Raw genomic sequence first — 24,698 nt, forward strand, 5'->3', positions numbered from 1 at the left:
TTGTCGGCGTTGGTGACGAAGTAGGGCGAGAGATAGCCGCGGTCGAACTGCATGCCTTCGACGACTTCCAGCTCGGTCTCGGCGGTCTTGGCTTCTTCAACCGTGATGACGCCTTCGTTGCCGACCTTCTGCATCGCTTCGGCGATCATCTTGCCGACCGACTCGTCGCCATTGCCGGCGATCGTGCCGACCTGGGCAACTTCTTCGGAGGTCTTGATCTTCTTGGCAGCGTTGCCGAGAGCCGCGACGACTTCGGTCACGGCCAAGTCGATGCCGCGCTTCAGGTCCATCGGGTTCATACCGGCGGCAACCGCCTTGTTACCTTCCTGGACGATCGACTGCGCCAGGACGGTCGCGGTCGTGGTTCCATCACCGGCGATGTCGTTGGTCTTCGAAGCAACTTCGCGGATCATCTGCGCGCCCATGTTTTCGAACTTGTCGGAAAGTTCGATTTCCTTGGCGACGGTGACGCCGTCCTTGGTGATGCGCGGTGCGCCGAACGACTTGTCGATGACGACGTTGCGGCCCTTGGGACCGAGGGTCACCTTCACCGCATCGGCGAGGATGTTGATGCCGTGAAGCATGCGCTCACGGGCATCGCGGGAGAATTTTACGTCTTTGGCAGCCATTTTTTAGCTCCTGGCAGGGGGCTTGCGATCAAGCCCGAAATTAGTTGACGGTGAGGCCGATAATCAGCCGATGATGCCCATAATGTCGGATTCCTTCATGATCAGAAGGTCTTCGCCATTGAGCTTGACTTCGGTGCCCGACCACTTGCCGAACAGGATGCGGTCGCCGGCCTTGACGTCCAGCGGGACCAGCTTGCCGGCTTCGTCGCGAGCGCCGGAGCCGACAGCGATGATCTCGCCTTCCTGCGGCTTTTCCTTTGCCGTATCCGGGATGATGATCCCGCCGGCGGTCTTGGATTCGGATTCGACCCGGCGTACGACCACGCGGTCATGCAGCGGCCGGAAATTCGACTTTGCCATTTTTGGATTTCCTTGGTGCGGATGTTGAACGGTGCTCCGTTGCCGGAGCATGCCTAGCACTCAGCCGAAGCGAGTGCTAACGCGGCAATGAGATAAGCCGCAGGCTCCTGCTAGTCAAGACGGAAGAGCAAAGAGCAAAGAGAAAAGAGAAGACAGCAAAGAGCGTGTAAGCATCGAGCCTTTTATGTGAACAATGTCGGGTATCCGACATATATGGGGCGGCTCACCCTTTGTAATTGAGCTTTATTCAGATGGTACGATTGGTGCAACGGGTGTTGCATTTGAACTCATCCAGAGGCTCGCACGGGTGGTGCTGCGTCAGCTTGGTCATGTCGAGCTTCAGAAGGCCATTTTTTGGCATTGGTTCTGTTGCTCCTATTGCCATTCATGACCAGTCCTGCGCGCGTGAGCCGGCCGGCTAGATTCCAACCACGAGAGCGCCGCCGCTGAGACCCGCACCCGCCGCCGCCAGAAGGATTTTCTCTCCTGGCTGGAATGGCTTCATCTGGTTGGCGAGCGAGAGCGACAGCGGGACCGTCGCGGCCGAAGAGTTGCCGTATTTGGCAATCGTCTTGACAATTGCTTGGTCCGCAATGCCGAGGTTCCTTCCGACCGCGCCGAAAATCCGAGTATTGGCCTGATGCGGCACAAACCGGCCGACATTGTGTGGCCGCACTCCCGCAGTGGCTAGCGCGGCTGTCGAGCAATCGGTCATCATCTCGACGGCCTTTGCGAACACTTCGGGCCCGTCGGTCATCGTCATCCGGGTCTGCCCGAGGTCGAGGTCGCCATGGAACGGCGTGTTGCTTCCTCCTGCGGGAATCTGGATCAGCCCGTAGCGCGAGCCGTCCGAAGCCACCGAGGCACCGAGAATGCCCCGATCAGCATCATCGCACTGACCGATCACCAGGGCGCCGGCGGCATCGGCGAACAGGACTGAGCTCGCGCGCTCGGCTGGGTTGATGCGGCGGCTGAGGATGTTGGCGGCGATGACCAGCGCTGGTTTGCCATGCAGGCGGGTGAACCCGTCCGCAAACATGAGCGCATAGATGAAGCCGGCGCCGGCGCCGGGGAGCTCGCCCGCGCCGGCGCGGCCAAGGCCAAGCTTGTGTGCGACCAGCGGCGCGCTTGGCGGCAGAAGATGGTCGGGCGTCGAGGTGGCAAGCAACAGCAGACCGATGTCGTGGCGCGCAATACCGGCGTTCACCAGCGCCATGTCGCCAGCCCGGGTGGCAAGACCCGACAGCGTGTCTTCGTCCGTTGCCCAGAAGCGCGAACGGATTCCGGTACGCCTTTCGATCCAGCCCGGCTCGAGGCCGAGATTGCTCTCGATCTCGGCATTGGCCACCTTGCGCCCAGGCACGTGATGGCCAAGTCCGAGAATGCGCGACGACTTGCTCATGGCCTTGACCCGAAGCGTTCCCCGGCCTCCTCGATGGCGTCATAGAGTCGTTCGAGCTCGTCGCCTGCGATGCAATAGGGTGGCAGAAGGTAGAGGACATTGCCGAGCGGGCGCACAAGCAGGCCGCGCTCGAGGAAGAAAGCGCGCAGCTTCGGACCAATCTCGGCGAGATAACCTGCTGAACCGGTTCGCAGGTCGAGCGCCGCGATCGTTCCCGTGGCTCGACAGTCGGCAAAATATGGATTGTCCCGAAAGCGTTGCAGCCCGACGGCCTGCATCACGCTCAAGGACGTGATCCGCCCGGCCACTGGCTCGTCACGCCAGATCTCGACATTGGCGAGTGCTGCCGCACAGGCAATCGGATTGGCGGTGTAGGAGCTCGAATGGAAAAACGTCTTCTTCCGGTCCTCGGAATAGTGCGCCCGGAAGATGGCATCGGTGACAAGCGTTACGGCCAGCGGGATGGTGCCGCCGGTCAAGCCCTTGGAGGTGCACAGGATATCTGGAGAAATCGATGCCTGCTCGCAGGCGAACATGGTTCCGGTGCGTCCCCAGCCGGTCATCACCTCGTCGGCGATCAGCAGCGAGCCGGAGGCCTCAGTGATCTTCTTCAATTCGGCCAGAACCGATGCTGGATACATCAGCATGCCGCCGGCGCCCAGCACCAGCGGCTCGACGATCAAGGCTGCGGCTCGTCGATCGCGGGTCACAGCCTCGAAACGATCCAGCGTCTCCTGCTCGTGCCCCGCGGCCGGAAAGGGGATGATGTCGACCTCGAACAGCAAGGGTTCATAGGCGGCGTTGAACACGCCACGCGCACCGACGCTCATCGTTCCAATCGTGTCACCATGATAGCTGTGCTCCATGACGACGATGCGCGAGCGCGGCGCGCCGATGTTGCGGAAATAACCGAGCGCCATCTTCAGCGCGACTTCGACTGAGGTCGAGCCACTGTCGGAATAGAACACCCAGTCGAGTCCAGCGGGAGCGAGGCCGACAAGCGCCTTGGCCAAGCGCTCTGCCGGCTCGTGCGTGAAGCCCGCAAAGATAATCTGGTCGAGGCTCGACGCGGTTGTCTCGATTGCCTTCATGATGCGGGGATGGCGGTGGCCATGTGTGACGACCCACCAGGAGGAGATGGCGTCCAGGATGCGGGCGCCGTCGGCCCTGTGGAGATAGGCGCCCTCAGTCAGGACGATTTCTGGGATCGCAGGCTCGAGCGCGTGCTGGGTGAAGGGATGCCACACATGAGACTGCGACATCAGTCACCTCCAGTAATCGAGGCGAAGGCGAAGCCGGCAACCATTGCGTCCCTCAGTGTTTTGCCCGTCAGCACATCGAGGTGCGGCAGCCTGCCGAGCTGCGGCGCACCGCTGAATTCCACGATGGTCCGTTGCGTATCGGCCATCTCATCGCCGATGAAAGCGATGCCCGCCAACGGGATGGAGCGTGCGCGGAGCGCCTCGACCGATAGCAAGGTGTGGTTGATGGTGCCGAGTGTGGTGCGGGCGCACAGAATAACGGGCAGCCGCCATTCAGCGAAGATGTCGATTAACCTTGTGCGCCGGTTGAGCGGCACCATTAGGCCGCCGGAGCCTTCGATGACGAGCGGCGTCGGTAGGACGGGAAAAGCAAGATCGGCAGCCTTGATCGCCACGCCGTCGATCTCGGCCGAACGATGCGGCGACAGCGGGCTCTGCAAGCGGTAGGCTTCCGGCAGCACGCGCTCTGAGGGCAAGCCGGCAAGCCGCGCGACAACCTCGCTGTCGGTCTCGCCGTCGAGGCCCGATTGCACCGGTTTCCAGTAAAAGCCGTCCAGCAAACCGGCGAGCCCAGCCGCAAACACGGTCTTGCCAACTCCGGTATCCGTTCCGGTGATGACGATGCGTTGGGTCATATCGCCTCCGGTGATGTTTGGGCCAACACCTCGACCAGCGCCTCGACCATGGCGGAAATGTCGGCTTCGCCAATATTGAGCGTCAGTGAGATGCGCAGCCGCGACGTGCCCTCGGGCACGGTCGGAGGACGAACGCCGCGTATGTCGAAGCCGCGGGCCTGCAGGCGCGCCGCCACCGCCATGGTGCGCCTGACATCGCCGATTACTAAGGGCTGGATCTGAGAGCCACTTGGTGTCACACCACAGCGATTGACCAACCGGCCGGCGCTGGCGACGCGTTCATGCAGCTGAACACGCCGCATAGGCTCGTCGGCGAGCATTGCGAGTGCCTCGCGCGCCACGACCGCCATCAGTGGCGATGGCGCGGTCGCGTAGATGAATGCCCGGCAACGGTTGATCAGATATTCGCACAGTGCCCTCGGCCCGGTCACGAGCCCACCAGATGCGCCGAGCGCCTTGCCGCAGGTGTGGAGCGCTATGATGTTGTCTCGGCCCTCGAAAGCGGCGGCAAGCCCCCGGCCGTCCGGTCCCCAGACGCCGGTGGCATGCGCCTCATCAATGACGATGAATGCGCCGTGCCGATCGGCAAGCGCGACCAGGCTCTCCAAAGGCGCGCAGTCGCCATCCATGCTGTAAAGGCTTTCCACCGCGATCCAGACGCATCCCATGCCGCCTGCGACGCGCCACCGTGTAATCGCATCCTCGACAGCGGTGGCGTCGTTGTGCGCGGCCAGCACGAACTGTGCGTGCCCGGCCTGCGCACCCTCATGCATGCTGGCATGGGCGAGCTCATCGAGGACCAAAAGATCGCCCTTCTGCGGCAGGGCACTCAGCAGAGCGAAGTTGGCGATGTAGCCGCTGCCGAAGAACAGCGCGCGGTCGGCTCCAAAGAATGCCGCCGCATCTGCCTCGAGCTGCTCGTGTTCCGGTGCATTGCCGCGCAACAGCCGCGACCCGGTGGCGCCAACCGGCGTGCCCCGCGCAATCGCCGCCACAACCGCATCGCCAAGTCTTCTGGACGCGGCCAGCCCGAGATAGTCGTTCGACGAGAAGTCCAGCCCGGCGCGGGGCGAAAGCGTCCGCAGCCGGTCCTTGCGCGCTAGTCCCTGCAAGGTCGCATCAAAACGGGCAAGCGGCGCCCCGTTCATTGCGCCTCGAGTTCCATCGGATCGATGCCAAGGCGCCGGAACAGCAGGGTATCCTTGTCCTCACCGGGATTGTCCGCCGTCAGCAGCGTGTCGCCGAAGAAGATCGAGTTGGCGCCGGCAAAAAAGCACAGCGCCTGCATCTCGTCGGTCATCGCGGTGCGGCCGGCGGACAGACGGACATGCGATTTCGGCATCATGATGCGCGCCAGCGCGATCACGCGCACGAATTCGATCGGCTCAATGGGCTTGGCGTCTGCAAGCGGCGTACCGGCGATCGGGATCAGCATGTTGATCGGAACGCTTTGCGGATGTTCCGGGAGATTGGCCAGCGTCACCAGCATGTCGATCCGGTCCACCGGCTCCTCGCCCATGCCGACAATGCCTCCACAGCAGACCTTGATGCCGGATTTGCGAACGTGCTCGAGCGTCTCGAGCCGCTCGGCAAAGCTCCGCGTACCGATGATCTCGCTATAGTAGCGTTCTGACGTATCGATGTTGTGGTTGTAGTAGTCGAGACCCGCCTGCTTCAGTCGAGCGGCTTGCTCAAGATCGAGCATGCCGAGTGTCATGCAGGTCTCCAGGCCCAGCGCCTTGACGCCTTCGACCATCGCCACCACCGCATCCATGTCGCGCGCCTTGGGGTTTCGCCAGGCCGCGCCCATGCAATAACGGGTGGCGCCGGCATCACGCGCCTTGGTCGCTTCGGCGATGACGCGCCTGACATCCATCAGCTTGGACGCCTCCAACCCGGTTTCGTGACGCGCCGACTGGCTGCAATAGCCACAATCCTCCGGGCATCCTCCGGTCTTGATGCTGAGCAGCCGGCTGAGCTGGACCTTGTTTGGATCGAAATTCTGGCGGTGCACGGTCTGCGCCAGGAAGAGGAGATTGTTGAAGGGGGCATGGTAAAGTGCCTGAGCCTTTTCCAGGGTCCACGCTCCAGCGTCAGGCGGGTCAGGCGATTGAGCGTGCGGCGATGTCTGCGTTGAACTTGTCGTTTGCATCTCCATGCTGTTCCTCCGGTCTGTCTTGCGGGTCTTTGCTATCTGACTATGATGATCGGAAAGGACAGTTGACCCGATCCTGTTCGTTACTCAAACAATCATGAGCCCCGATGGTCGAGGCCGATATCCAGGATCGGCGCGCTGTGGATGAGTCGGCCGACCGAAATCAGATCAACGCCGGTCGCGGCAACCGCTCGCGCTGTATGCGACGTGATCCCGCCAGAAGCCTCGGTGATAGCGCGGCCACCGACCATTGCGACGGCGCGGCGAAGATCGGGGAGGGACATGTTGTCGAGCAGAACCGCATCGGGAGCGAAGCCAAGTACCTCCTCCAGCTGGGCCAGAGTATCGACTTCGACTTCGATCTTGACGAGATGACCGGCCGCTCTTCGTGCTCGCTCGAGCGCTGGCCGGACGCCGCCTGCGATGGCGATGTGGTTGTCCTTGATCAAAATTGCATCGTCCAGGCCGAAGCGGTGATTGGACCCGCCACCTGCGCGCACGGCATACTTTTCGACTGCCCGCAATCCGGGCGTTGTCTTGCGGGTGCAGACGATCTTCGCGCCATATCCACGAACCGCAGCGACGATCGATGCCGTTGCTGTGGCGATGCCGCTCAGATGGCACAAAAAATTGAGTGCCGTCCTTTCCGCTGTGAGAATGGCTCGGGCCGGGCCAACCACTGATGCAATGACCTCTCCATCCACGACATTGCAGCCGTCTGTCCGCTCCACGGAGATTTCGACACCAGGATCAATCATGCCGAAAGCGAGCATCGCCAGATCGATGCCGGCGACAACTCCGGACTGTCGCGCCACCAACACGGTTCCCGCTTGGTATTCCTTCGGGACGATGGCGTCCGTGGTCAAGTCGCCGGCTCTGCCAAGGTCTTCAAGAAGAGATGCCCGTACAAGCGGCTCAAGCAGGACCGTGGGGAGCGGTGAGAGCATCATCACTTTGCACCTTCGGAGCTTGGCGAGTGTCCGAGTTCCCGCGCAGCCGCCAAGGCGGCTTCGAGCGTGATTTCGGACCGTCGGGCGGCAGTCGCATGATGAGGAAAATCTGTCCGGTAATGAGCGCCGCGGCTTTCTTCGCGCAACAAGGCGGCAACAGCAATCATTAGCCCGACAGCCGCCGGATCCGAGACCGCATCCTTGCTTTCGGCGAGCGGCAATAAGGCACGCGCGGCTGCTTTCAACCCTTGACCATCCCGGACGATGCCGAGTGCGCGCGACAGAAAAACGCGCACGGCTATCGGAGCGGGCGGTGGGTAGACGTTCGCAAACGCAGGCCTTGTTCTGCGCGCAGGCGTTCCGGCGACGCTTTCAGCGACCCAGCGGGCGCACACGATTGCCTCGGTCAAGGAATTGCTGGCGAGCCTGTTGGCGCCATGCAGTCCTGTCGAAGCGACTTCGCCGCAGGCCCACAGCCCCTTGACGGAGGTCCTGCCCGAGCTGTCCACGGCAACGCCACCCATGTGGTAGTGTTGGGCCGGACGAATGGGGATGAGATCGCGCGCGGGATTGATGCCCGCTCCAAGGCAGGCTGATGCGATTGTCGGGAAATGTCGAGCGAATGCCGGGCCTGGCCGTTGTCGGGCATCGAGAAAAACATGGTGGCCGTCCGCAAGGTGGTTCCACACGGCGCGGGCCAAGACATCGCGAGGCGCAAGTTCCGCCCCTGGCACGCTCTGGAGAAAAGCCTGGCCGGTTTCATCGATCAGGGCAGCACCTTCGCCTCGCACAGCCTCGCTGACCAGCGCCATTGGGCGTTCTGGGCCGTCAAGCGCGGTCGGGTGGAACTGGATGAATTCGAGGTCGGCTAGGACAGCTCCAGCGCGGGCCGCAAGCGCAAGGCCTTGTCCGCAACTGCCCCAAGGGTTCGTGGTGTCGAAAAACAGTCCCCCGATGCCACCGGTGGCGAGGACGACCCGCCGTGAGCCGAAGAAGAAAGGTGCGATCGAACAGCTCGCCCAGACGCCTCGGATCGCATTCTCTCGCACGGCGAGCCGGCGCGCTTCCACGCCCTCCACGACAACTATCGACGGAGTGGAACGCACAGCCGCGATCAGCGCACGCATGATCTCACGCCCGGTGCCGTCCCCATGCGCATGAACGATGCGACGTCGGCTGTGTGCGGCCTCCAATCCGAGGCACAGTGATCCTTCCGGCGTGCGGTCAAAGCGAACCCCAAAGCCCGCAAGCCCCTCTATGGCCTTGGGCGCGGCTTGGAGGATGCGGCTCGCCACGGCTCTGTCGCAGAGACCATCCCCGGCGGCAACCGTATCGGCCAGGTGCATTGCCGGATCGTCGTCTTCGCCGAAACTTGCAGCCAGGCCCCCCTGGGCCCAGGTGCTCGAGTTGTCAGCTCCCAGCAGCGACCTTGACAGAAGAAGCACCGGCTCCGGCGACAGTTGAAGCGCGATCATCAGTCCGGCGATGCCGCCGCCGATGATGATGGGCCGCCCGAAGAAGCTGCGGGGGTCGGCGCTCAAACTGCCAGCATCCGTTCGACCGCTAGCCGCGCGCGCCCGGCGATCCCGGGTTCGACGGTTACGACATGGTGGTTCTGCTCGAGCGCCGTGCGGATGTTGGCAAGCGTGATCCGCTTCATATGCGGGCACAAATTGCAGGGCCGGATGAACTCGACCTCTGGGTGCGCTAACGCGACGTTGTCGCTCATTGAGCATTCCGTCATCAGCACGACACGTGGCGGCCTTTGCCTTTCGACATAGTCGGACATGGCAGCCGTCGAGCCGGAAAAATCGGCTTCAGCCACGACGTCGGGCGGGCATTCGGGATGGGCGAGCACGACCACGCCGGGATGGCTTTCGCGTAACTCGCGGATGTCGGCCGGTGTAAAGCGCTCATGCACCTCGCAACGCCCTTTCCAGGCGATGATCTGCACATCTGTCTGGGCGGCGATATTCTGGGCCAGATATTCGTCCGGCAACATGATCACCCGGGGAACCCCAAGGGATTCGACGACCGCCTTGGCGTTGCCGGATGTACAGCAGATATCCGACTCGGCCTTCACTTCGGCGGACGTATTTACATAAGTGATGATCGGAACGCCGGGATAACGCTGGCGCATCAAGCGCACGTCTTCTGCCGTGATTGAGTCCGCCAACGAGCAACCGGCGCTGAGATCCGGAATGAGCACGGTCTTGCCCGGATTAAGGAGCTTGGCCGTTTCGGCCATGAAATGGACGCCGGCCAGCACGATGACTTGCGCCTCGACCGTCGCGGCCGTGCGGGCTAGTGCCAAGCTGTCGCCGACGATGTCGGCCACGCAGTGGAAGATCTCGGGCGTCTGATAGTTGTGCGCCAGGATGATCGCGTTGCGCTCGCGCTTCAGCGCAAGGATCGCCTCGATATCCTCGGCGAAAGCCGGCCATTCGATCGGCGGGATCACTCGTCGGACGCGCTCGTAGAGCAACGCGGCCGTAGGCAGCATGGCGCCCATAGACCCCCTCCCGCTTATACTCTAACTGAAAATAACCAGCATATACTTGCTGTGAGTATAAGGGATGTCAACCCCGCGCCAGCGGCAATTTTGTCCCGGCGATGAGCCTATCGTCGAGAACGGCGTGGCGGAAACGGAAAAGCTTCGCTGGCCGGCCGCCGGTCTCAGTGGTGGCCTCTCCGGTCTCCTCGACCAGCTCCTGCTGTTCGATCAGTCGTCGAAAGTTCGGCTTGTGGATGAGCCTGCCGGCGAGCGCCTCCACGGTTCGCTGCAGCTGCAAAAGCGTGAAGACCGGCGGCATCAGCTCAAAGACGACTGGGCGGTATTTGATCTTGGAGCGCAGCCGCGCAATGCCGGTCGCCACGATGCGGCGATGATCGGCGACCATGGACTTGCTGGGCACCAGCGGCGGGGGTCCTGCGTCCCGCCCTCTTACGGCCTCATGGACCAGGCCTGCTTCGTAGACTAACTCATAGCGCTGAAGCGTGAGTTCCTCGTTCCAAAGGCGGTCGTCGAAGCCAAAGGCTATCGTCGCCCGCTGCCAGCGTTCACGTCGCGTGGCCGAATCGCCAACGCCGTTTGCCCATTCGATCAGGCGCGGCCGCAGAACGTCCAGCACGACCGCAGGCGTGCCGGAGCGGTGGTCCTCCCATGGAAAATATTCATACCAACTCTGCCATCCGCACTTGGGCGAGCCCGCTGCCTGTTCCTTGCGCGTCAATGCGAGATAGCTGATGGAGATGACGCGCTGCTGGCGCTCGGCGCCGATGCGATCCCGATCCGCGAACGTGTAGAGTTGCTCAATGTACCCCAGCCGATGGCCGGTTTGCTGCTCGACCCACCCCCTCAAGCCGGATTGCAGCGATCGGTGCTCAAGCGCAAAGGGACCGGAGGGCAAGGTGTCCGCCTGGCCGATGGTGAGGACACAGGGTTGACTGCCGTTTACGGCGACCACAAAGGCGATCAAGTCCACTTTGACGTTGTCGGCCTTGCCGGCGGCTCTGTCTTTCCTGAGTCCTATTGCCTGATCGTCCATTATTTGGCCAGCTCGGGGGCACCTTAATCGATTTAGTGTAAGCGTGCCAATTGGCACGTCAACACCCCGCAGCTGCATGGCCATTTTTTTGCTCTTCGCACCTGCACAAAAATGTGCCAAAGGCGACAGCCGCAGCTGGTAACGTAGGGGAAGGGGGGTCCCATGAGCGCTTATGGTGACACCAGGGCGATCACACCGCCGGATATTCGTTCGCGCAAAGGTGGGACGCCGCTCGTCTGCCTTACCGCCTACACCACCCCAGTCGCCCGGCTTGTCGATCCCCATTGTGATGTGGTGCTCGTCGGCGACAGCGTCGGCATGGTTCTCCACGGCCTGCCCTCGACGCTCGGTGTCACGCTGGAGATGATGATCACGCACGGCCAGGCGGTGCGCCGTGGCATCAAGCAGGCGCTGATGGTGGTCGACCTGCCGTTCGGTTCCTACGAGGAAAGCCCAGAGCAGGCTTTCCGCAATGCCGCGCGCGTCATGGCCGAGACCGGCTGCACGGCCGTCAAGCTCGAAGGCGGCGAAGCGATGGCAGAGACGATCGGCTTCCTCGCCGCACGCGGCGTGCCCGTCATGGCCCATGTCGGATTGACGCCGCAGGCCATCAACACCATCGGTGGCTACCGCGTACAGGGCAGGGGCGGGGATGCCGAGCGCATCAGGCGCGACGCAATTGCGGTGGGCGAAGCGGGCGCCTTTGCGGTCGTCCTGGAGAAGGTTCCTGAGGCGCTCGCCCGCCGGATCACCAAGGAGGTGGCGACCCCGACCATTGGCATCGGTGCCTCGGCAGCCTGTGACGGCCAGATTCTCGTCGTCGACGACATGCTGGGCCTCTTCGGCGACTTCCGGCCCAAGTTCGTCAAGCGCTATGCTGAACTCCGGGAGGCGGCTGCGGCTGCGATCGCTTCCTATGCGCGCGAGGTGAAGGAGCGCCAGTTTCCCGCCGCAGAGCACGTGTTTGCCGATGCGCCCAAGCCCGCCGACACGGACGCCACCAAGAGCGGAGAAGCAGCGTGAGCGTGCCGATCGTCAGGAGCGTTGACCAGCTTCGCGAAAGCGTCGCCGCATGGCGCTGCGAAGGTGTGAGGATAGCCCTGGTGCCAACGATGGGCGTCCTGCATGAGGGCCATCTCAGCCTGGTGCGCGCTGCACTCGAGAAGGCAGACCGTGTGATAGTGACGCTCTTCGTCAACCCGAAGCAATTCAACAGCCAGGCCGATCTTGCCGCGTATCCCCGCACCGAGAACGAGGATGCCGCCAAACTGGCACCGGTTGGCGCGCACCTGCTTTATGCGCCAGATGCAGAGGAGATGTATCCGGCGGGCTTCGCCACCACCGTTTCGGTTTGCGGTGTCAGCGAAGGCCTGTGCGGTACATTCCGGCCGGGGCATTTCGACGGCGTGGCGACCGTCGTCGCCAAGCTCTTCCTGCAGACCAGCGCTGACTTCGGCTTCTTTGGCGAAAAGGACTTTCAGCAAATTCACCTGGTCAGGCGCATGGCCCGGGATCTGGATATTCCAATCACCATTGTTGCCTGTCCGACAGTCCGTGAAGCCGACGGTCTTGCGCTATCATCGCGCAATGTGCGGCTCTCGCCAGCGGAACGCGCTGTTGCTCCCAAGCTATCATCGGTCCTGCTCAAGACGGCTGAGCGGCTTGAGCGCGGCTCACCCATCATGCCAACGCTTGCAGAATCTCGCGCAGCAATTCTGACTGCAGGCTATCGCGAGGTCGAATACCTGGAACTTCGCGATGAGGCAGATCTGCAGCCGATAACAAGCCTCGATCGACCGGCACGGTTGCTTGCCGCCGCCTGGCTCGGCGGCACACGGCTCATAGACAACGTCAGACTATTTCGGATTGGTTCAACAGATTAGCCACGTTCTCGGCACGCGCCGTATTCGTCCGGGATCATCTAAAACAAGGTCTCTGCCTGGCAGTGAGCGTTACGGAGGTTGCGCACAGGACACATGCATCGCGTGTTTGAGAACTTCGTCGAGCAACTGTCTGCAAGTGTTGATGCTGCCGATCTCTGTGAGGCAATGGCCTCCGCTGCAGCCGGCTTCGACTTCCCGCTATTCGCCTATTTCACCTACCCGTCAGCCTCCGGCGACGCCCCCCAATTGATTTCAAACTATCCTTCATCCTGGACGTCACGTTATCTGCAACAGCGGTACCACAATCTCGATCCGGTCATCCTGCGCGGGCTGCAAGGCTGGGATACATTCGATTGGGGTGTGGATCGCGCTCGGCACTGTCTGCCGAATTCGCAGCAACAAATTCTAGAGAGTGCGGCTGAGTTTGGCATCTGCGGCGGCCTGACGATGTCCATGCATGATCATCTCGGCCGGTTTGCTGCCCTGACCTTTGCTTCCGACGAGTCCCGTCCGCCTCTGTTGCGGTCACTGGCACGTTACGAAAAAGCATTGCAGCTGGTGGCCATCAACTTTCATATCCATGTCCGGCGAAGGCTCGCCGATCATCGCGTGGTGGATGGTGTAACGCTCACCCCGCGGGAGTTCGAGTGCCTGAAATGGGCGGCGCGCGGCAAGTCGGCTTGGGATACTAGCCAGCTTCTCGGCGTCTCAAAGCGCACCGTGACCTTTCATCTGGAAAACGCCAAGGCAAAGTTTGGCGTTCGAACGATCAACCAAGCCGTTGCACGAATGGCTGCCTCCGGCCTGACGAGATCCTGATTCTCAGCCACGATACCTGTAAACCTCTACAGGCTGCATCGCTGTCAGCTTTGCCCTTCGATGGCGGGAACACATCCCACATGGAGGCGACCATGATGCAACTGATAGCACCAGACTCTTACAGTGATTTTGCAGGCGAGCTCAAAGAGATGCACGGGCTCAGGTTTCGGGTGTTCAAGGAAAGGCTCGATTGGGAAGTTGATACCGAAGACCAGATGGAATCCGATCCGTTTGATGCTCTCAAGCCTGTCTATCTGCTCCTCAAAGGATCCGACTGGCGAATTCGCGGTTGCGTGCGTCTTTTGCCCAGCACCGGACCCACAATGTTGCGCGACACCTTCCCGGTGCTGCTGGGTGCTGACGTCGTGCCCTCGACCACCGACATATGGGAGAGCAGTCGTTTCGCGCTCGATCTTCCTCCGTCGGCGCCCAAGGCAGCGGGCGGGCTGGCCCAGGCGACCTACGAGCTCTTCGCGGCCATGATCGAGTTCGGCTTGGCCAAGGATCTGACCCGGATCGTAACGGTGACGGACACGCGCATGGAGCGGATCCTCCGCCTTGCTACGTGGCCATTGTCGCGCATCGGAGAACCCAAGTGCGTCGGCAAAACGGAGGCGGTGGCTGGGTTTCTCGAGATTTCCCACGCGAGCCTTTTGCGCATCCGCAGCAGGGGACGTCTGAGCGGACCGGTACTGTGGCAACCGGTTCTAGGCCCGTCAGCATAGCGCCATTGTGGACACCTGTGCCATGAAGGATGCTGGTTTGCCCAAGGAAGCGACGGTCGGCCTTGTATGCTGGCCGGACTGGCGTCGCCAGGACGCTTACCACTACGCCAGACGATTGCCACGCACTGGCTGGGCCTGGGAGTTTCTTCGGCGCAATCCACAATTCCAGCGCGACCACGCCAAAATGGCACCGTCCGCCTGCTTTGTCGGAACCCAGGCCGACATGAAGATAATCGAGTTGACGACAGAATCAGCTTTCCTAAGACAATGGAGCCTCCTTTTTCGCGGACGCGCCACAGTCGGACGCTACATCGGCGAGGGTCTTTTGGGATCCGCGCGATTGCGCCTGTATTCTACGAGCGGCCGCGGAGCCGCTGGGGCTCGACCACGATTTTGAACCGCTTCACCTTTCTTCGCTCTCATGCTGCAAGGACATCCTGCTGACAGCTGCGGGCATGCAGCACGTGCTGCTGAGGGAGAACTGCCGGAGTCTGCAGATCGCCGTTTCCGGTGCGTCCGTCCTCCGCCCGTTGCGGCTATATGTCGACGCGATCCTTCAGCCGCAGCACCTCAAGTTCCATGTCGCTGCCCTTCAGTTCCTGAACGACATCAATGATTGCCGCCGCGTGTCAGCTGCTTGCTTTCCGCCGGAACACCGCGGAGCGCGTCTGCGTATTGTACTGCAGGCTTTGGATGGCTCGCTGGCGGGAGCATCTCATCAGGAGGTCGCCATTGCCTTGTTCGGGAGACGCCGTGTCGAAGAAGATTGGCGTCATCCAGGCGGCCATCTTCGCGATCAGGTACGTCGCGCCATCCAACGCGGCCGCTACCTGATGGGCGGCGGCTACAGACAGTTCCTGAGGTAATTGGAGTGGTTGCGATTGTCTTATACGAACGCGCAACCTCCATTTTCTCACTGCAATGGTGCGTTGCACAAAACGTGGCAAGCGCCTAGTTCTTCCGCGGCGAATCGGGTTTCGGCGAAACACCGGGACCCAACTTCGTCGATAAGTGCATTCATGACCTGAGGACCCCGATGACCGTTATGAACTCCGACAAAGCCGGCGCTGCAAGCCTTGAGACAATCGCGCGAAACGGCAGCATGCTGCGTCGCATAGCCGTACGCATTCCGACCTACCTGTCGGATATTCGCGAGAACCCGGCGTGGCTGCCCATGTTCATGTTGGCGCGCACCATGCCGGCACGGAGAATGCACTGGCGTGGTGCAAAGCCGGTCCGAAGGCCGCAAAGAGCCCAGGACACGATGTTTGCCGGTGTCAATTGCCACGACGTTGTCGACGCGCTGCGGATGGATGGGCTTTTTCCCGGCCTTGTCCTGCCTGCAATGGTGGCTGAAGATGTAGCCGCATTCGCCAGGTGCACACCTTGTTTCGGCAATTTCGATCGCCGACTCGAGTTCATGCCGGCGGAGCATGCGGAGGCTGAGGCGCGATTTGGCCGTCCGTTGCTCAGCGGCCATTATTTCGAGCGCATTCTGGGCTGTAAGTCGGCCGTTGCCATCCAAAACGATCCGCTGCTCATGGATATCGCGGCGCACTATCTCGGCGGCCAGGCGACGCTGATCACGACGCGCGTCTGGTGGAGCTTCCCGACCGGCCAGGCGTCGGACGCGGACAAGAACCTGGCTTCGCTCGGCAAATACCACTTCGACCTGGACGACTGGCGGATGCTGAAGTTCTTTTTCTATCTGGTGCCCGTCGACGAGGGGACCGGCCCGCATATCTATGTTCGCGGCAGCCATGATCGCCGCGCCCTCAAGCACCAATTTACGCTTGTCGTCGGCCATCCAGCGCAAGAGATTCTGGACGTCTACGGCAAGCAGAGTCCGGTCACGCTGACCGGCAAGGCCGGTTTCGGTTTCGTCGAGGATCCGTTCGGGTTCCATATGGGCACCGTGCCGTCGCACAGGCCACGGCTGATGATGGAAGTTGGCTTCGGCGTTTCTCCTCCATCGCGCCGCCGCTTCCATGGCGAGCCTGTGATCCGCTGATTTCGAAAAGTCCCGAAACAGCCTTCCCGTTGTGAGGGAAGATAAGGCTATGCCGCCAATCGATCTGTTCCGGGCCAAAAGCGGTTGTCTGCACATGCCCTGAACTTGGCTGGTGCAATGAGTCTCGCCATTGCTCCAGCCAGCGCATCAGTGCCTGTTTAATCGAGGTTAGATGGCAGTGCGCCCAAGAGATCCTCCTCGATATCGCCTGCCGCGCGAAGCCTCAGATGCTCTTCGAAACCTCCTTTACGGACCAAGTCGTCTCGGGTCTCCTTTGAGTGGCCGGAAGGTGGTGCACAGCCGTATCGTGCTTCGGGATCCTGAACGAAGGCGAGGGGCGGTTTGTTCCTCGCGCGGCGCATGCAGCGGTGCCGGCATGACAGCTTCGTCTTGGATCCCGATGCTCGGCAACGTCGGCGGTGAAGGCTCTGTCTAGGCGGCTTACGTGACTCCAATGCAGGAGATCGACCATCTCCTGTTCGAGCACATTCGTTGGCGATCACCGTCGCGGCGCTACGGACGCCGCGGCGCCTGCGATCAATGCAGTTTGCCGACTAGCCGAGCGTATTCGGCTTCAGCCCTGCCATATGACCCATCTGCCAGCGCAATTAGACGCGCGCGATCAAGAATGACTACCTCTCCTCGCATTGAGCGTATCAGACCTTGGCCCTCCAAGGTTTGCAGCGCTATGGTGACGCCGGGCCGCCTGACACCGAGCATAACTGATAAGAACTCGTGCGTAATCGCAAAGCTATTCCCGTCGACGCGATCATCACACATCACCAGCCATCTTGAGAGCCTGTCGACTATGTTCATCCGGGCATTGCTGAGCGCGGTGAAGCTTGCCTGGAGGTGAAAGTAGTGAACGTAGCGGAGCAGAAAGGTTCGCAAGGTTGGGCTTGTCAGAAGCGCCTTGGTGAAGAGGCCCGCGTCGATAACAAAGGCTCGGGCTTCTAATTGGACGTAACAATCGTGCGTTGACCGGTCATCGCCCATGATAAGCGCTGAGCCGGTCATGCCCTCACAACCAATGATTCCGATCTCAGCTTCGATACCAGGCCGCAGCTCGCCCACCACTGACCCGAGACCGCTCTCGAAGAAGTACACGGTGCTGATTGGTGACCCCGCCACTTCGAGATGCGTCTTCAGCCCAAGGGAGACGCTTTCGAAATGAGGTTGCAGCAATGCCAAATCTGCCGAGCACATTCGAAGCAGCAGCGAATTGCGATAGATCGAATTTTGGCCGGTGTCGCGTTGCGCGGCAGTGTGAGTTTGTGAACTGGAGTCTGTCATAGCTCCCTCTCCCTATTGGGGGCGGAAGCATGTTGATCGCTCACAGCCAACGGACGCCCTTGGAGTTGCCGTCGATGGCACACTCTATGCCTGCGGACCGCGGATGTCCCATTCTTAATTTAATTGCATTGATCGGCCCGAGCCAAGCTTTGGCGCACCCGCTCTAACGCGGCATTCAGATGCTCCAGAAATTCGTCATCGCTTTTGGTCGCCAAGCCGACTTGTCGAGCGCGAGTTACAATGCGCTCCTGGAGTGAAACCGCTGTCTCATAGTGGTCCACGATCATCTGAAATGAAGCGCTCATTGGGGCGGATTCAAAGAGCTGTGCCATTCTGGCAATGTAGTTCCAAGATGATGAGAGTCCATGCGGCCGCCGCTTGGGTAACAATCGTACAATATACCTAAGACTGGCCGCGCTCTTTGGTTATCCTCCCAGAAATCCGTAGCCTCGCGAGGCGCAGCTTCTCTTCGCCCTCCGACCTCGTGACCGGCGGACCAGTCCCGGCTTCGTCCATTCGGCCTTGTTCTTCTTATGCTCCTTCGGGACCGGGCCGCCGACCTCGCCCTGCACACGATTCCACAGCGTTTGCCTCTTGTAGGCCTTGAAGGCTACTATCGGCCGCCCTTGTAGGGCCGCTTTCAGCCATGATCACTTCGGGGCGCTGAACGAAGCGCGTGCTTGTCGACTCTGTCGGTCGTCGCAGACGCTTACGGAGGCCTCACCGCAGAGGGCGATGCGAACTCCGGCTCGACGACGGCTGTCAAATCAGACTGCTGTGGATGCACTACCACCGATCGGTACTAGGATTCTCGACCTCGGTAATAAGCTGGTCTGTACAGCTAGCGACCTTCCTGCCTAGCAATATCAAAAGTCAAACCCCGCCGAAGATGCATATGCCTGGCAGCACGCGTCGGTCTTTGGCCACGCACCTGCCAAACCGAAATCAAGTAGCCCGCCATCGCGCGACCCTCAACGCGATCTTGATCATTGCAGTGGGGCAATAACTTATCTCTTTGGAGCTTGGTGGTCATATATAGGCGCCCAAGCCGGCGCTAATATTGCATGGAGCTAAAATGCCCGCTAAGATTTCTTGGGTGTTAGCTGGCGGGTGTTTGATGCGGTTTCATTGTCTAGGCGCGGTCGCTCTGGGTCTGGCGTCCTTCATCAGCAGCGCTCATGGCCAAGAATCCTGCGACCCTAACTACACAGGCGCCTGTGTTCCAATCGCCAGCGATGTCGACTGTTCCTCCGGAAAGGGCAATGGTCCCGCATACGTACACGGGCCGGTCTCTGTCGTAGGCACCGATATCTATGATCTTGACCGAGACGGCGACGGAATAGGTTGCGAAAACGGCTAGAGGAGGCAAGTCGCCCTCCAACTTCATGACGGCACCAGCCCATCCGCTGTTGATGGTAACGGTCACCTCCGAGTTGAGGGTGAGCAACGTTCCCAGCCATTTGCATCAAATATCAGGACCTCGTAAATGCGACTTATGGCGACTCTGCGGTACGACGGTCGAACACCTTCCACGTCTCAACCGTCTCCTGCCTTACGTTTTGTCAATTGGTAGCTGATTGTAGAATGTGCCAGTAACTGGGATGCTCATCGCGTTCCACATGCGCGAGCCCTGATGCGCGTCAGTTATTTTTACTCTCCGGTCACGATTGAGACCACTGGCCCGGGCGATGTTCCCCGAGAAGAACAAAGAGGTAGATGGTGCCGGCATGGTCCCACCAATGCTCTCCCCTTGTGAACGGCATCCAAACTTTTCGGCGGGCTTGAACAGAGGCCACCTTTGGCGGCTGTCGAGGGCTGATGATAGATTCCATTCCAGCTCTTTCTGATGTGTCGTCCGAACAGTGAACGAAAGTAGAACATATAGTTCAAGCGCGAATCGACTGTGAGAGGGATGAGCTCCAATTTGGGTCATGCCTGACGCTGGTGGAAGACGAAATTGCGGTGGCGACTGGAAGCTCAGCGATGCACCAAATGAAACTGGGCAGCTGGTGCTGTCCGCTGCGGCGCTATGACGTCAGACGATGGTATCTGCCGAATGACCTGGGGAATCTTCGGGGACGTCGAGGCCGACGTGGTCGGAAGCAAACTGAGTTGCAGGCGGTGCGGCAGGAACGACCATATGCAAGCTGAGATGCCTGTCGCCGTCTCCGCGTTCCAGGCCGACGTTCTCTGCATTCCGAGGCCTGGTGAGCGATACGGGTTCGCCTGAGTGTGTCAATGGCGCATTTAGCAACGGCCTGGTACACGATTCACCGCGGTGCGAGCTGATCGAAACTGGCTTGGTCGATTGCATCGTAATAGCGCCGCCCACGAGGAAAGATTTTTCTATCCTTTGCGGTTGGGGTCGCATGACGCGATTGTCGGACGCAACAAGCCAGCTTGGCAATAGGCAGAGGCTGTCCACACTGTACTCCCTAATGCCAATCCATACCTAACGAGACCGCCATGCCGTCACCTCCAGATTTCACCGACGATTTTCGCTCCGAGCTGATCACGCTGCTGCGCTGGCGCAGGGATGTGCGGCGCTTCGAGCCGACGGCTCTGCCAGAGGGTACGCTGGAACGCCTGCTCGAGCTCGCCAGCATTGCGCCCTCCGTTGGCCTCAGCCAGCCCTGGCGCTTCGTAGTCGTCGAGAGCCTCAAGCGGCGCACTGCCGTGAGAGACTGCTTCGAGCGCTGCAATGCCGAGGCGCTCACGCGCTTTTCGGGAGAGCGCGCCGCACTCTATGCCCGGCTGAAGCTTGCCGGGCTCGACGAGGCGCCCTGTCAATTCGCGGTCTTCGCCGACCGCACGACCCGACAAGGCCATGGGCTCGGTCGCATGACCATGGCGGCGACCATCGACTATTCGGCCGTCATGGCAGTGCACACACTGTGGGTGGCGGCACGGGCGGAGGGCATCGGCATGGGCTGGGTGTCGATCCTCGATGCGACCGAGATGGCCGAAATTCTCGACACGCCGCCCGAATGGACGCTGATCGGCTATTTCTGCCTCGGCTATGCCAGCGAGGAGCACGACATGCCGACCTTGGAACGCGAATGCTGGGAACATCGGCGGCCGCCGGTGGTGATCAGGCGGTAGTGGGGCTGCCCATCATTCGCCTCTTCCCTGGCGATGAGCTTGACGCAGATCGGGTCGCCCTTCGCCACATTGCCATTCCGACCGAAGCCGAGGTTCGTGTTCTTGCAATGGCCAGGAAAGAGCAGCATGACAAGCGCGACCGCAGCGAAGATGGCGCTTGCGACAACCGGGCTGAAGCCGGGCATGGAGGTGGTCGACCTCTGTTGCGAGGCGGCTGTGCCGATCGCCACGATCGCCCGCCATGTCGTCGCACTACGCCGACCAGCTGGAGGCCGCGCAGCGCCGGCTGACCGGCGTCGGCGCGACCAATTGCGAATTCGTCGCCGGCTACGCGCTACGAACTCGCTACTCTGGTGTCACGCCCCGTCGAGTCTTCACGGCCAACGCCTTCGACGGCGTCCCGGACCGACCGCGGCTGGCACGTGCCGTGCGCGAGGCGCTCGCCCCCGGCGGACATTTGTTATCGTCAACTGACACCGGCAGCCGCGCGAGAAGACGACGGTCCTGAAGCGAACTCAGGCTGTCGCCAAGACAGACCATCGCCGATGCCCAAGTCGGCGGCACCATGCTCCTAGATGCCGACTGCCTGACAAGGGGTCGCAGGCCCGTCATCCGTCCACTGTCCAAGGCCTCCTGGCCTTTCCGAGGCCGTGATCCTGCCGCGGGTGTGAGTTTGCGATCCTCATAAGAGCGTCAGGCGCGAATAGAAGTTTGGGTCGTGGCTCCACAGCGGCCGACCTATCCATCGGGTGGATGGTAGTTATCACAACAATCAATTTTACCAATATTATGGAATTCTACTACAAGGCCGCCACTTAAAGCGGCCGGACGGGTATCCGTCTCGCGTGGGCTGGTGCTGCCCGCAAAGATGCGGAGACGAACATGTGCGGGATTGTTGGCATCGTTGGGCAACAGCCGGTGTCGGATCGGTTGATCGGCGCGTTGAAGGGTTTGGAATATCGCGGCTATGATTCCGCCGGCGTTGCGACGATCATCGAGGGTGCCTTGCACCGCCGGCGCGCCGAGGGCAAGCTCGTCAATCTCGAGACGCGACTGAAGGAAGAGCCGCTGAGCGGCAACGTCGGCATCGGCCACACGCGTTGGGCAACCCACGGGGCCTCGACCGAACGCAATGCGCACCCGCACTTTAGCGACGGTGTCGCCGTAGTCCATAACGGCATCATCGAGAATTTCACCGAGCTGAAGGACGAATTGGCGGCGGATGGCGCCGAGTTCCAGACCGACACCGACACCGAGGTCGTTGGGCATCTCTTGGCAAGATACCGCCGAGAGGGCATGAGGCCGCAAGAGGCCACGCGTGCCATGCTGAAACGCGTCAAGGGCGCTTATGCGCTTGCCATCCTCTTCGAAGATGAACCGTCGACCATCACGGCGGCGCGCAACGGACCACCGCTCGCGATCGGCCACGGCGACGGCGAGATGTTCCTGGGCTCCGACGCGATCGCCCTTGCTCCCTTCACCAATGAAATTACCTATCTCATCGACGGCGACTGGGCCGTTCTCGGCAATTCGGGCGCCCATATCTTCGATGTCGACGGCCGTCCCGTCGAGCGTCCGCGCCATATCTCCACGGCCGCGGCCGATCTCGCCAACAAGGGCAACCATCGCCACTTCATGGAGAAGGAGATTTACGAGCAGCCCGAGGTCATAGCCCATGCTCTCCAGCATTACATTAACATCATAGACAGTCGCGACATGGTTCCTGGCATTGATTTCGCCAAGGTCCCGAGCTTGGCGATCTCTGCCTGCGGGACCGCCTATTTCGCCGGACTGATCGGAAAATACTGGTTCGAGCGCTATGCGCGCCTGACGGTTGAAATCGACGTTGCGTCCGAATTCCGTTACCGCGAGATCCCGTTGCCGCCGCAGTCGGCGGCTCTTTTCATCTCGCAGTCCGGCGAAACCGCCGATACGCTTGCGTCATTGAGGTACTGCAAGGAGCGTGGGCTGAAAATTGGCGCTATCGTCAATGCCTGCGAATCGACCATCGCTCGCGAGGCCGATACGGTTTTCCCGATCCTTGCCGGACCGGAGATCGGCGTCGCCTCTACCAAGGCTTTTACCTGCCAGCTTGCCGTTCTAGCAGGACTCGCCATCGGCGCCGCCAGAGCCCGCGGGACCGTCCCCGAAGACGAGCTGCAGGAGCTCGTCAGGAGCCTCGCCGAATTGCCGCGCGTGATGGGCCACGTACTCGAGAGCATCCAGCCGGAAATCGAGTTCTTGTCGCGCGAACTGTCAAAGTGTCGTGACGTCCTGTATCTCGGCCGTGGCACCAGTTTCCCGCTAGCGATGGAAGGTGCGCTGAAGCTCAAGGAGATTTCCTACATCCATGCCGAGGGCTATGCAGCGGGTGAATTGAAGCACGGGCCGATCGCATTGATAGACGAGAACATGCCAGTGATCGTCATCGCGCCCCATGACCGTCTTTTCGACAAGACCGTTTCCAACATGCAGGAAGTGGCTGCCCGTGGAGGGCGGATTATCCTCATCACCGATGAAAAAGGGGCAGCCGTATCGAAACTCGAAACCATGCACACGCTCGTGCTGCCGGTTGTCGACGAGATTATCGCGCCAATGATCTTCTCGCTCCCGATACAGCTTCTAGCCTACCACACGGCGCTCTTCATGGGGACGGATGTGGACCAGCCGCGCAATCTCGCAAAATCGGTCACAGTCGAATGATTGTGCACCTGTACAGGTGGCGATGCGCCTCCAGGAAAGCGGTACCCCTTGTCTGGATCCGAAGCCCGGATGAAACCAGATGACCATTGTTTGCTGCAATTGCGAAACTCGGTAGCGGTTACGAGCGGGTTTTTCGCTGCCTCGCCGGCGGAGATTGTCGAAGGAAGCAGTGTCCGTGCCGAAAGTTCGAGTTGCTGTTCAAGAAAGCCATCGGCGAGAATGGTCCACGAAGGATGGCAGGTCGCATGCGCTACGCCGACCAGGCTCTCAGCACGGGCAGCCTTGATACTTGATCAGAAGCAGGTGAGCCGCCATATTCCGGCCCGGCCAATTCAGCGGCCCATCCCATGCATGAGGCCGGTTCGGCCGAATGGACGACCATTTTTTTTATTTGCTAGGTGTGCGCCTCGGGAGGAATCTCCGAGGGAGCTCCCAGTTCTTGGAGATGTTTATGAAGGATTCGCGCATTCCCGAACCAGTCTTGACGGCTATGTCCCAGGGAACCCACATCGTCCGCGCTTATCGCGAGCACCTTGGATATTCGATCGACGATCTGGCGGTCGCGTGCGGGCTGGCCGCTGAGGAAATCCAAAACATCGAGCGAGGTCTGAGGTACAGCAAGGGCTATCGGGATCGGATAGCGAAATCGCTTTCCATACCTATGGGAATTCTTGAGTCGGAGTTGGACATTTCGGACGCCGCCTGATCAGTCGGATGATCTGCAATGGGTGGACTAGCTGTTGTGATGTGAAGCTTGCGGCTGATGTCGACGCTTGAGTCGATTTGATGCGAATGCCTTCTGGCGCAGCTCGCCGAACAACAAGCGATATAGCCGCCCGGAGTGCTACGAAACGTGCACGACGGCATCGGCTCGCGACGAAGGATTGTAACGGCGAACTCTTCCTAGTTCGGCAAGGCGATGCTGGCTTGAGCATCAACTCGGCCTACGAGAGGGGCTACTCCTAGGCTGAATCGTCCAACATGGCGAGTCGCGCCGCTCTGAAAGTACCATGGCGGGCATCCTGACGTTTCCGGGTTGACTATGGGCGTTCGAACCACGAAAAGGGGCCGCTCTTCGTGAGTGGCGTGGGGGGGGGGGGGGGGGGGCCCCCCCCCCCCCCCCCCCCCCCCCCCCCCGGGGGGGCCGCCCCGCTTGGGAGCACCAGGCGGGGGGGGCGCCGCCGCCCGGGGGGGGGGGGGGCGGGGGGGCGGGGGCCCCCC

General features: G+C 61.1%; 23 protein-coding genes. 11 read left to right on the top strand and 12 right to left on the bottom strand.

The features are described 5' to 3' along the window. The 11 genes from NKI06_RS28165 to NKI06_RS28215 form a co-directional block, all read right to left on the bottom strand. Positions 1–629, bottom strand: a 629-nt coding sequence (locus NKI06_RS28165) for a TCP-1/cpn60 chaperonin family protein (RefSeq protein ID WP_352987751.1), incomplete at its 3' end; no start/stop codon positions are given. 63 nt (positions 630–692) lie between these two features. Continuing rightward, positions 693–989 (bottom strand): co-chaperone GroES, encoded by a 297-nt coding sequence (gene groES, locus NKI06_RS28170; protein ID WP_019863563.1) that lies wholly within the window; start codon positions 987–989, stop codon positions 693–695. Positions 990–1,407: 418 nt separating this feature from the next. Next, a complete protein-coding gene (gene bioZ, locus NKI06_RS28175) occupies positions 1,408–2,391 on the bottom strand; it encodes a 3-oxopimeloyl-[acyl-carrier-protein] synthase BioZ (protein WP_352987752.1) in 984 nt (327 codons plus the stop codon). Continuing rightward, on the bottom strand, positions 2,388–3,653 hold the full coding sequence (locus NKI06_RS28180) for an adenosylmethionine--8-amino-7-oxononanoate transaminase (protein ID WP_352987753.1): 1,266 nt from the start codon (positions 3,651–3,653) through the stop codon (positions 2,388–2,390). Before NKI06_RS28180 ends, bioZ begins: the two co-directional genes overlap by 4 nt. Continuing rightward, on the bottom strand, positions 3,653–4,288 hold the full coding sequence (gene bioD / locus NKI06_RS28185; protein WP_352793962.1) for a dethiobiotin synthase: 636 nt from the start codon (positions 4,286–4,288) through the stop codon (positions 3,653–3,655). Before bioD ends, NKI06_RS28180 begins: the two co-directional genes overlap by 1 nt. Then, positions 4,285–5,436 (bottom strand): 8-amino-7-oxononanoate synthase, encoded by a 1,152-nt coding sequence (locus tag NKI06_RS28190; RefSeq protein WP_352987754.1) that lies wholly within the window; start codon positions 5,434–5,436, stop codon positions 4,285–4,287. Before NKI06_RS28190 ends, bioD begins: the two co-directional genes overlap by 4 nt. Continuing rightward, a complete protein-coding gene (bioB, locus tag NKI06_RS28195; protein WP_023727898.1) occupies positions 5,433–6,446 on the bottom strand; it encodes a biotin synthase BioB in 1,014 nt (337 codons plus the stop codon). The genes NKI06_RS28190 and bioB overlap by 4 nt, the downstream gene beginning before the upstream one ends. A gap of 92 nt (positions 6,447–6,538) precedes the next feature. Next, a complete protein-coding gene (gene nadC, locus NKI06_RS28200; protein ID WP_352447893.1) occupies positions 6,539–7,393 on the bottom strand; it encodes a carboxylating nicotinate-nucleotide diphosphorylase in 855 nt (284 codons plus the stop codon). After that, the gene (locus NKI06_RS28205; RefSeq protein ID WP_352987755.1) at positions 7,393–8,934 is read right to left on the bottom strand and encodes an L-aspartate oxidase; all 1,542 of its coding nucleotides are present in this window, start codon (positions 8,932–8,934) and stop codon (positions 7,393–7,395) included. The genes nadC and NKI06_RS28205 overlap by 1 nt, the downstream gene beginning before the upstream one ends. Continuing rightward, complete coding sequence (gene nadA / locus NKI06_RS28210) at positions 8,931–9,905, bottom strand: quinolinate synthase NadA (RefSeq protein WP_352544302.1); 975 nt, start codon at positions 9,903–9,905, stop codon at positions 8,931–8,933. Before nadA ends, NKI06_RS28205 begins: the two co-directional genes overlap by 4 nt. 67 nt (positions 9,906–9,972) lie before the next feature. Then, complete coding sequence (locus NKI06_RS28215) at positions 9,973–10,941, bottom strand: NUDIX hydrolase (protein ID WP_352987756.1); 969 nt, start codon at positions 10,939–10,941, stop codon at positions 9,973–9,975. A gap of 162 nt (positions 10,942–11,103) precedes the next feature. Between NKI06_RS28215 and panB the strand changes: the two genes are divergently transcribed. The 7 genes from panB to NKI06_RS28250 all read left to right on the top strand — a co-directional run bounded on the left by panB (position 11,104) and on the right by NKI06_RS28250 (position 16,379). Beyond that, a complete protein-coding gene (gene panB, locus NKI06_RS28220) occupies positions 11,104–11,964 on the top strand; it encodes a 3-methyl-2-oxobutanoate hydroxymethyltransferase (RefSeq protein WP_023707031.1) in 861 nt (286 codons plus the stop codon). Further along, complete coding sequence (gene panC, locus NKI06_RS28225; RefSeq protein ID WP_023808077.1) at positions 11,961–12,824, top strand: pantoate--beta-alanine ligase; 864 nt, start codon at positions 11,961–11,963, stop codon at positions 12,822–12,824. Before panB ends, panC begins: the two co-directional genes overlap by 4 nt. A gap of 93 nt (positions 12,825–12,917) precedes the next feature. Beyond that, the gene (locus NKI06_RS28230; RefSeq protein ID WP_352987757.1) at positions 12,918–13,643 is read left to right on the top strand and encodes a LuxR family transcriptional regulator; all 726 of its coding nucleotides are present in this window, start codon (positions 12,918–12,920) and stop codon (positions 13,641–13,643) included. A 92-nt stretch (positions 13,644–13,735) separates the two neighbouring features. After that, positions 13,736–14,368 (top strand): acyl-homoserine-lactone synthase, encoded by a 633-nt coding sequence (locus tag NKI06_RS28235; RefSeq protein ID WP_352987758.1) that lies wholly within the window; start codon positions 13,736–13,738, stop codon positions 14,366–14,368. A 22-nt stretch (positions 14,369–14,390) separates the two neighbouring features. Then, entirely contained in the window at positions 14,391–14,765 is a 375-nt protein-coding gene (locus NKI06_RS28240; protein ID WP_352461172.1) for a transcriptional regulator domain-containing protein, read from the top strand. 58 nt (positions 14,766–14,823) lie between these two features. Next, positions 14,824–15,234, top strand: coding sequence for a DUF2285 domain-containing protein (locus NKI06_RS28245; protein ID WP_023673629.1), 411 nt, complete (start codon positions 14,824–14,826; stop codon positions 15,232–15,234). A gap of 170 nt (positions 15,235–15,404) precedes the next feature. Further along, positions 15,405–16,379, top strand: a complete 975-nt coding sequence (locus tag NKI06_RS28250) for a hypothetical protein (protein WP_023708080.1) — start codon at positions 15,405–15,407, stop codon at positions 16,377–16,379. 537 nt (positions 16,380–16,916) lie between these two features. On the opposite strand, the gene NKI06_RS28255 is transcribed toward NKI06_RS28250, so the two are convergent. Beyond that, positions 16,917–17,672, bottom strand: a complete 756-nt coding sequence (locus tag NKI06_RS28255) for a Crp/Fnr family transcriptional regulator (RefSeq protein WP_023731597.1) — start codon at positions 17,670–17,672, stop codon at positions 16,917–16,919. 2,466 nt (positions 17,673–20,138) lie between these two features. On the opposite strand from NKI06_RS28255, the gene bluB reads away from it, so the two are divergent. From bluB to NKI06_RS28275, 4 genes are all read left to right on the top strand, one after another. Next, the gene (gene bluB / locus NKI06_RS28260) at positions 20,139–20,774 is read left to right on the top strand and encodes a 5,6-dimethylbenzimidazole synthase (protein ID WP_023694898.1); all 636 of its coding nucleotides are present in this window, start codon (positions 20,139–20,141) and stop codon (positions 20,772–20,774) included. A gap of 241 nt (positions 20,775–21,015) precedes the next feature. Further along, on the top strand, positions 21,016–21,282 hold the full coding sequence (locus NKI06_RS28265; protein ID WP_352559010.1) for a class I SAM-dependent methyltransferase: 267 nt from the start codon (positions 21,016–21,018) through the stop codon (positions 21,280–21,282). Between the two features lie 374 nt (positions 21,283–21,656). Continuing rightward, positions 21,657–23,477 carry a glutamine--fructose-6-phosphate transaminase (isomerizing) gene (gene glmS, locus NKI06_RS28270; protein WP_352987759.1) on the top strand — a complete coding sequence of 607 codons (1,821 nt, stop codon included), beginning with the start codon at positions 21,657–21,659 and terminating at the stop codon, positions 23,475–23,477. 451 nt (positions 23,478–23,928) lie between these two features. After that, positions 23,929–24,183, top strand: a complete 255-nt coding sequence (locus tag NKI06_RS28275; protein ID WP_352559006.1) for a helix-turn-helix domain-containing protein — start codon at positions 23,929–23,931, stop codon at positions 24,181–24,183. Positions 24,184–24,698 lie beyond the last annotated feature (515 nt).

It is taken from the genome of Mesorhizobium sp. M0772, from assembly GCF_040320135.1.
GTDB lineage: Bacteria > Pseudomonadota > Alphaproteobacteria > Rhizobiales > Rhizobiaceae > Mesorhizobium.

Coding starts and splice junctions, on each gene's coding strand:
- groES (WP_019863563.1), bottom strand. CDS start 989: ATGGCAAAGTCGAATTTCCGGCCGCTGCATGACCGCGTGGTCGTACGC.
- bioZ (WP_352987752.1), bottom strand. CDS start 2,391: ATGAGCAAGTCGTCGCGCATTCTCGGACTTGGCCATCACGTGCCTGGG.
- NKI06_RS28180 (WP_352987753.1), bottom strand. CDS start 3,653: ATGTCGCAGTCTCATGTGTGGCATCCCTTCACCCAGCACGCGCTCGAG.
- bioD (WP_352793962.1), bottom strand. CDS start 4,288: ATGACCCAACGCATCGTCATCACCGGAACGGATACCGGAGTTGGCAAG.
- NKI06_RS28190 (WP_352987754.1), bottom strand. CDS start 5,436: ATGAACGGGGCGCCGCTTGCCCGTTTTGATGCGACCTTGCAGGGACTA.
- bioB (WP_023727898.1), bottom strand. CDS start 6,446: ATGGAGATGCAAACGACAAGTTCAACGCAGACATCGCCGCACGCTCAA.
- nadC (WP_352447893.1), bottom strand. CDS start 7,393: ATGATGCTCTCACCGCTCCCCACGGTCCTGCTTGAGCCGCTTGTACGG.
- nadA (WP_352544302.1), bottom strand. CDS start 9,905: ATGGGCGCCATGCTGCCTACGGCCGCGTTGCTCTACGAGCGCGTCCGA.
- NKI06_RS28215 (WP_352987756.1), bottom strand. CDS start 10,941: ATGGACGATCAGGCAATAGGACTCAGGAAAGACAGAGCCGCCGGCAAG.
- panB (WP_023707031.1), top strand. CDS start 11,104: ATGAGCGCTTATGGTGACACCAGGGCGATCACACCGCCGGATATTCGT.
- NKI06_RS28230 (WP_352987757.1), top strand. CDS start 12,918: ATGCATCGCGTGTTTGAGAACTTCGTCGAGCAACTGTCTGCAAGTGTT.
- NKI06_RS28235 (WP_352987758.1), top strand. CDS start 13,736: ATGATGCAACTGATAGCACCAGACTCTTACAGTGATTTTGCAGGCGAG.
- NKI06_RS28240 (WP_352461172.1), top strand. CDS start 14,391: ATGAAGGATGCTGGTTTGCCCAAGGAAGCGACGGTCGGCCTTGTATGC.
- NKI06_RS28245 (WP_023673629.1), top strand. CDS start 14,824: ATGCAGCACGTGCTGCTGAGGGAGAACTGCCGGAGTCTGCAGATCGCC.
- NKI06_RS28250 (WP_023708080.1), top strand. CDS start 15,405: ATGACCGTTATGAACTCCGACAAAGCCGGCGCTGCAAGCCTTGAGACA.
- NKI06_RS28255 (WP_023731597.1), bottom strand. CDS start 17,672: ATGACAGACTCCAGTTCACAAACTCACACTGCCGCGCAACGCGACACC.
- bluB (WP_023694898.1), top strand. CDS start 20,139: ATGCCGTCACCTCCAGATTTCACCGACGATTTTCGCTCCGAGCTGATC.
- NKI06_RS28265 (WP_352559010.1), top strand. CDS start 21,016: ATGTCGTCGCACTACGCCGACCAGCTGGAGGCCGCGCAGCGCCGGCTG.
- glmS (WP_352987759.1), top strand. CDS start 21,657: ATGTGCGGGATTGTTGGCATCGTTGGGCAACAGCCGGTGTCGGATCGG.
- NKI06_RS28275 (WP_352559006.1), top strand. CDS start 23,929: ATGAAGGATTCGCGCATTCCCGAACCAGTCTTGACGGCTATGTCCCAG.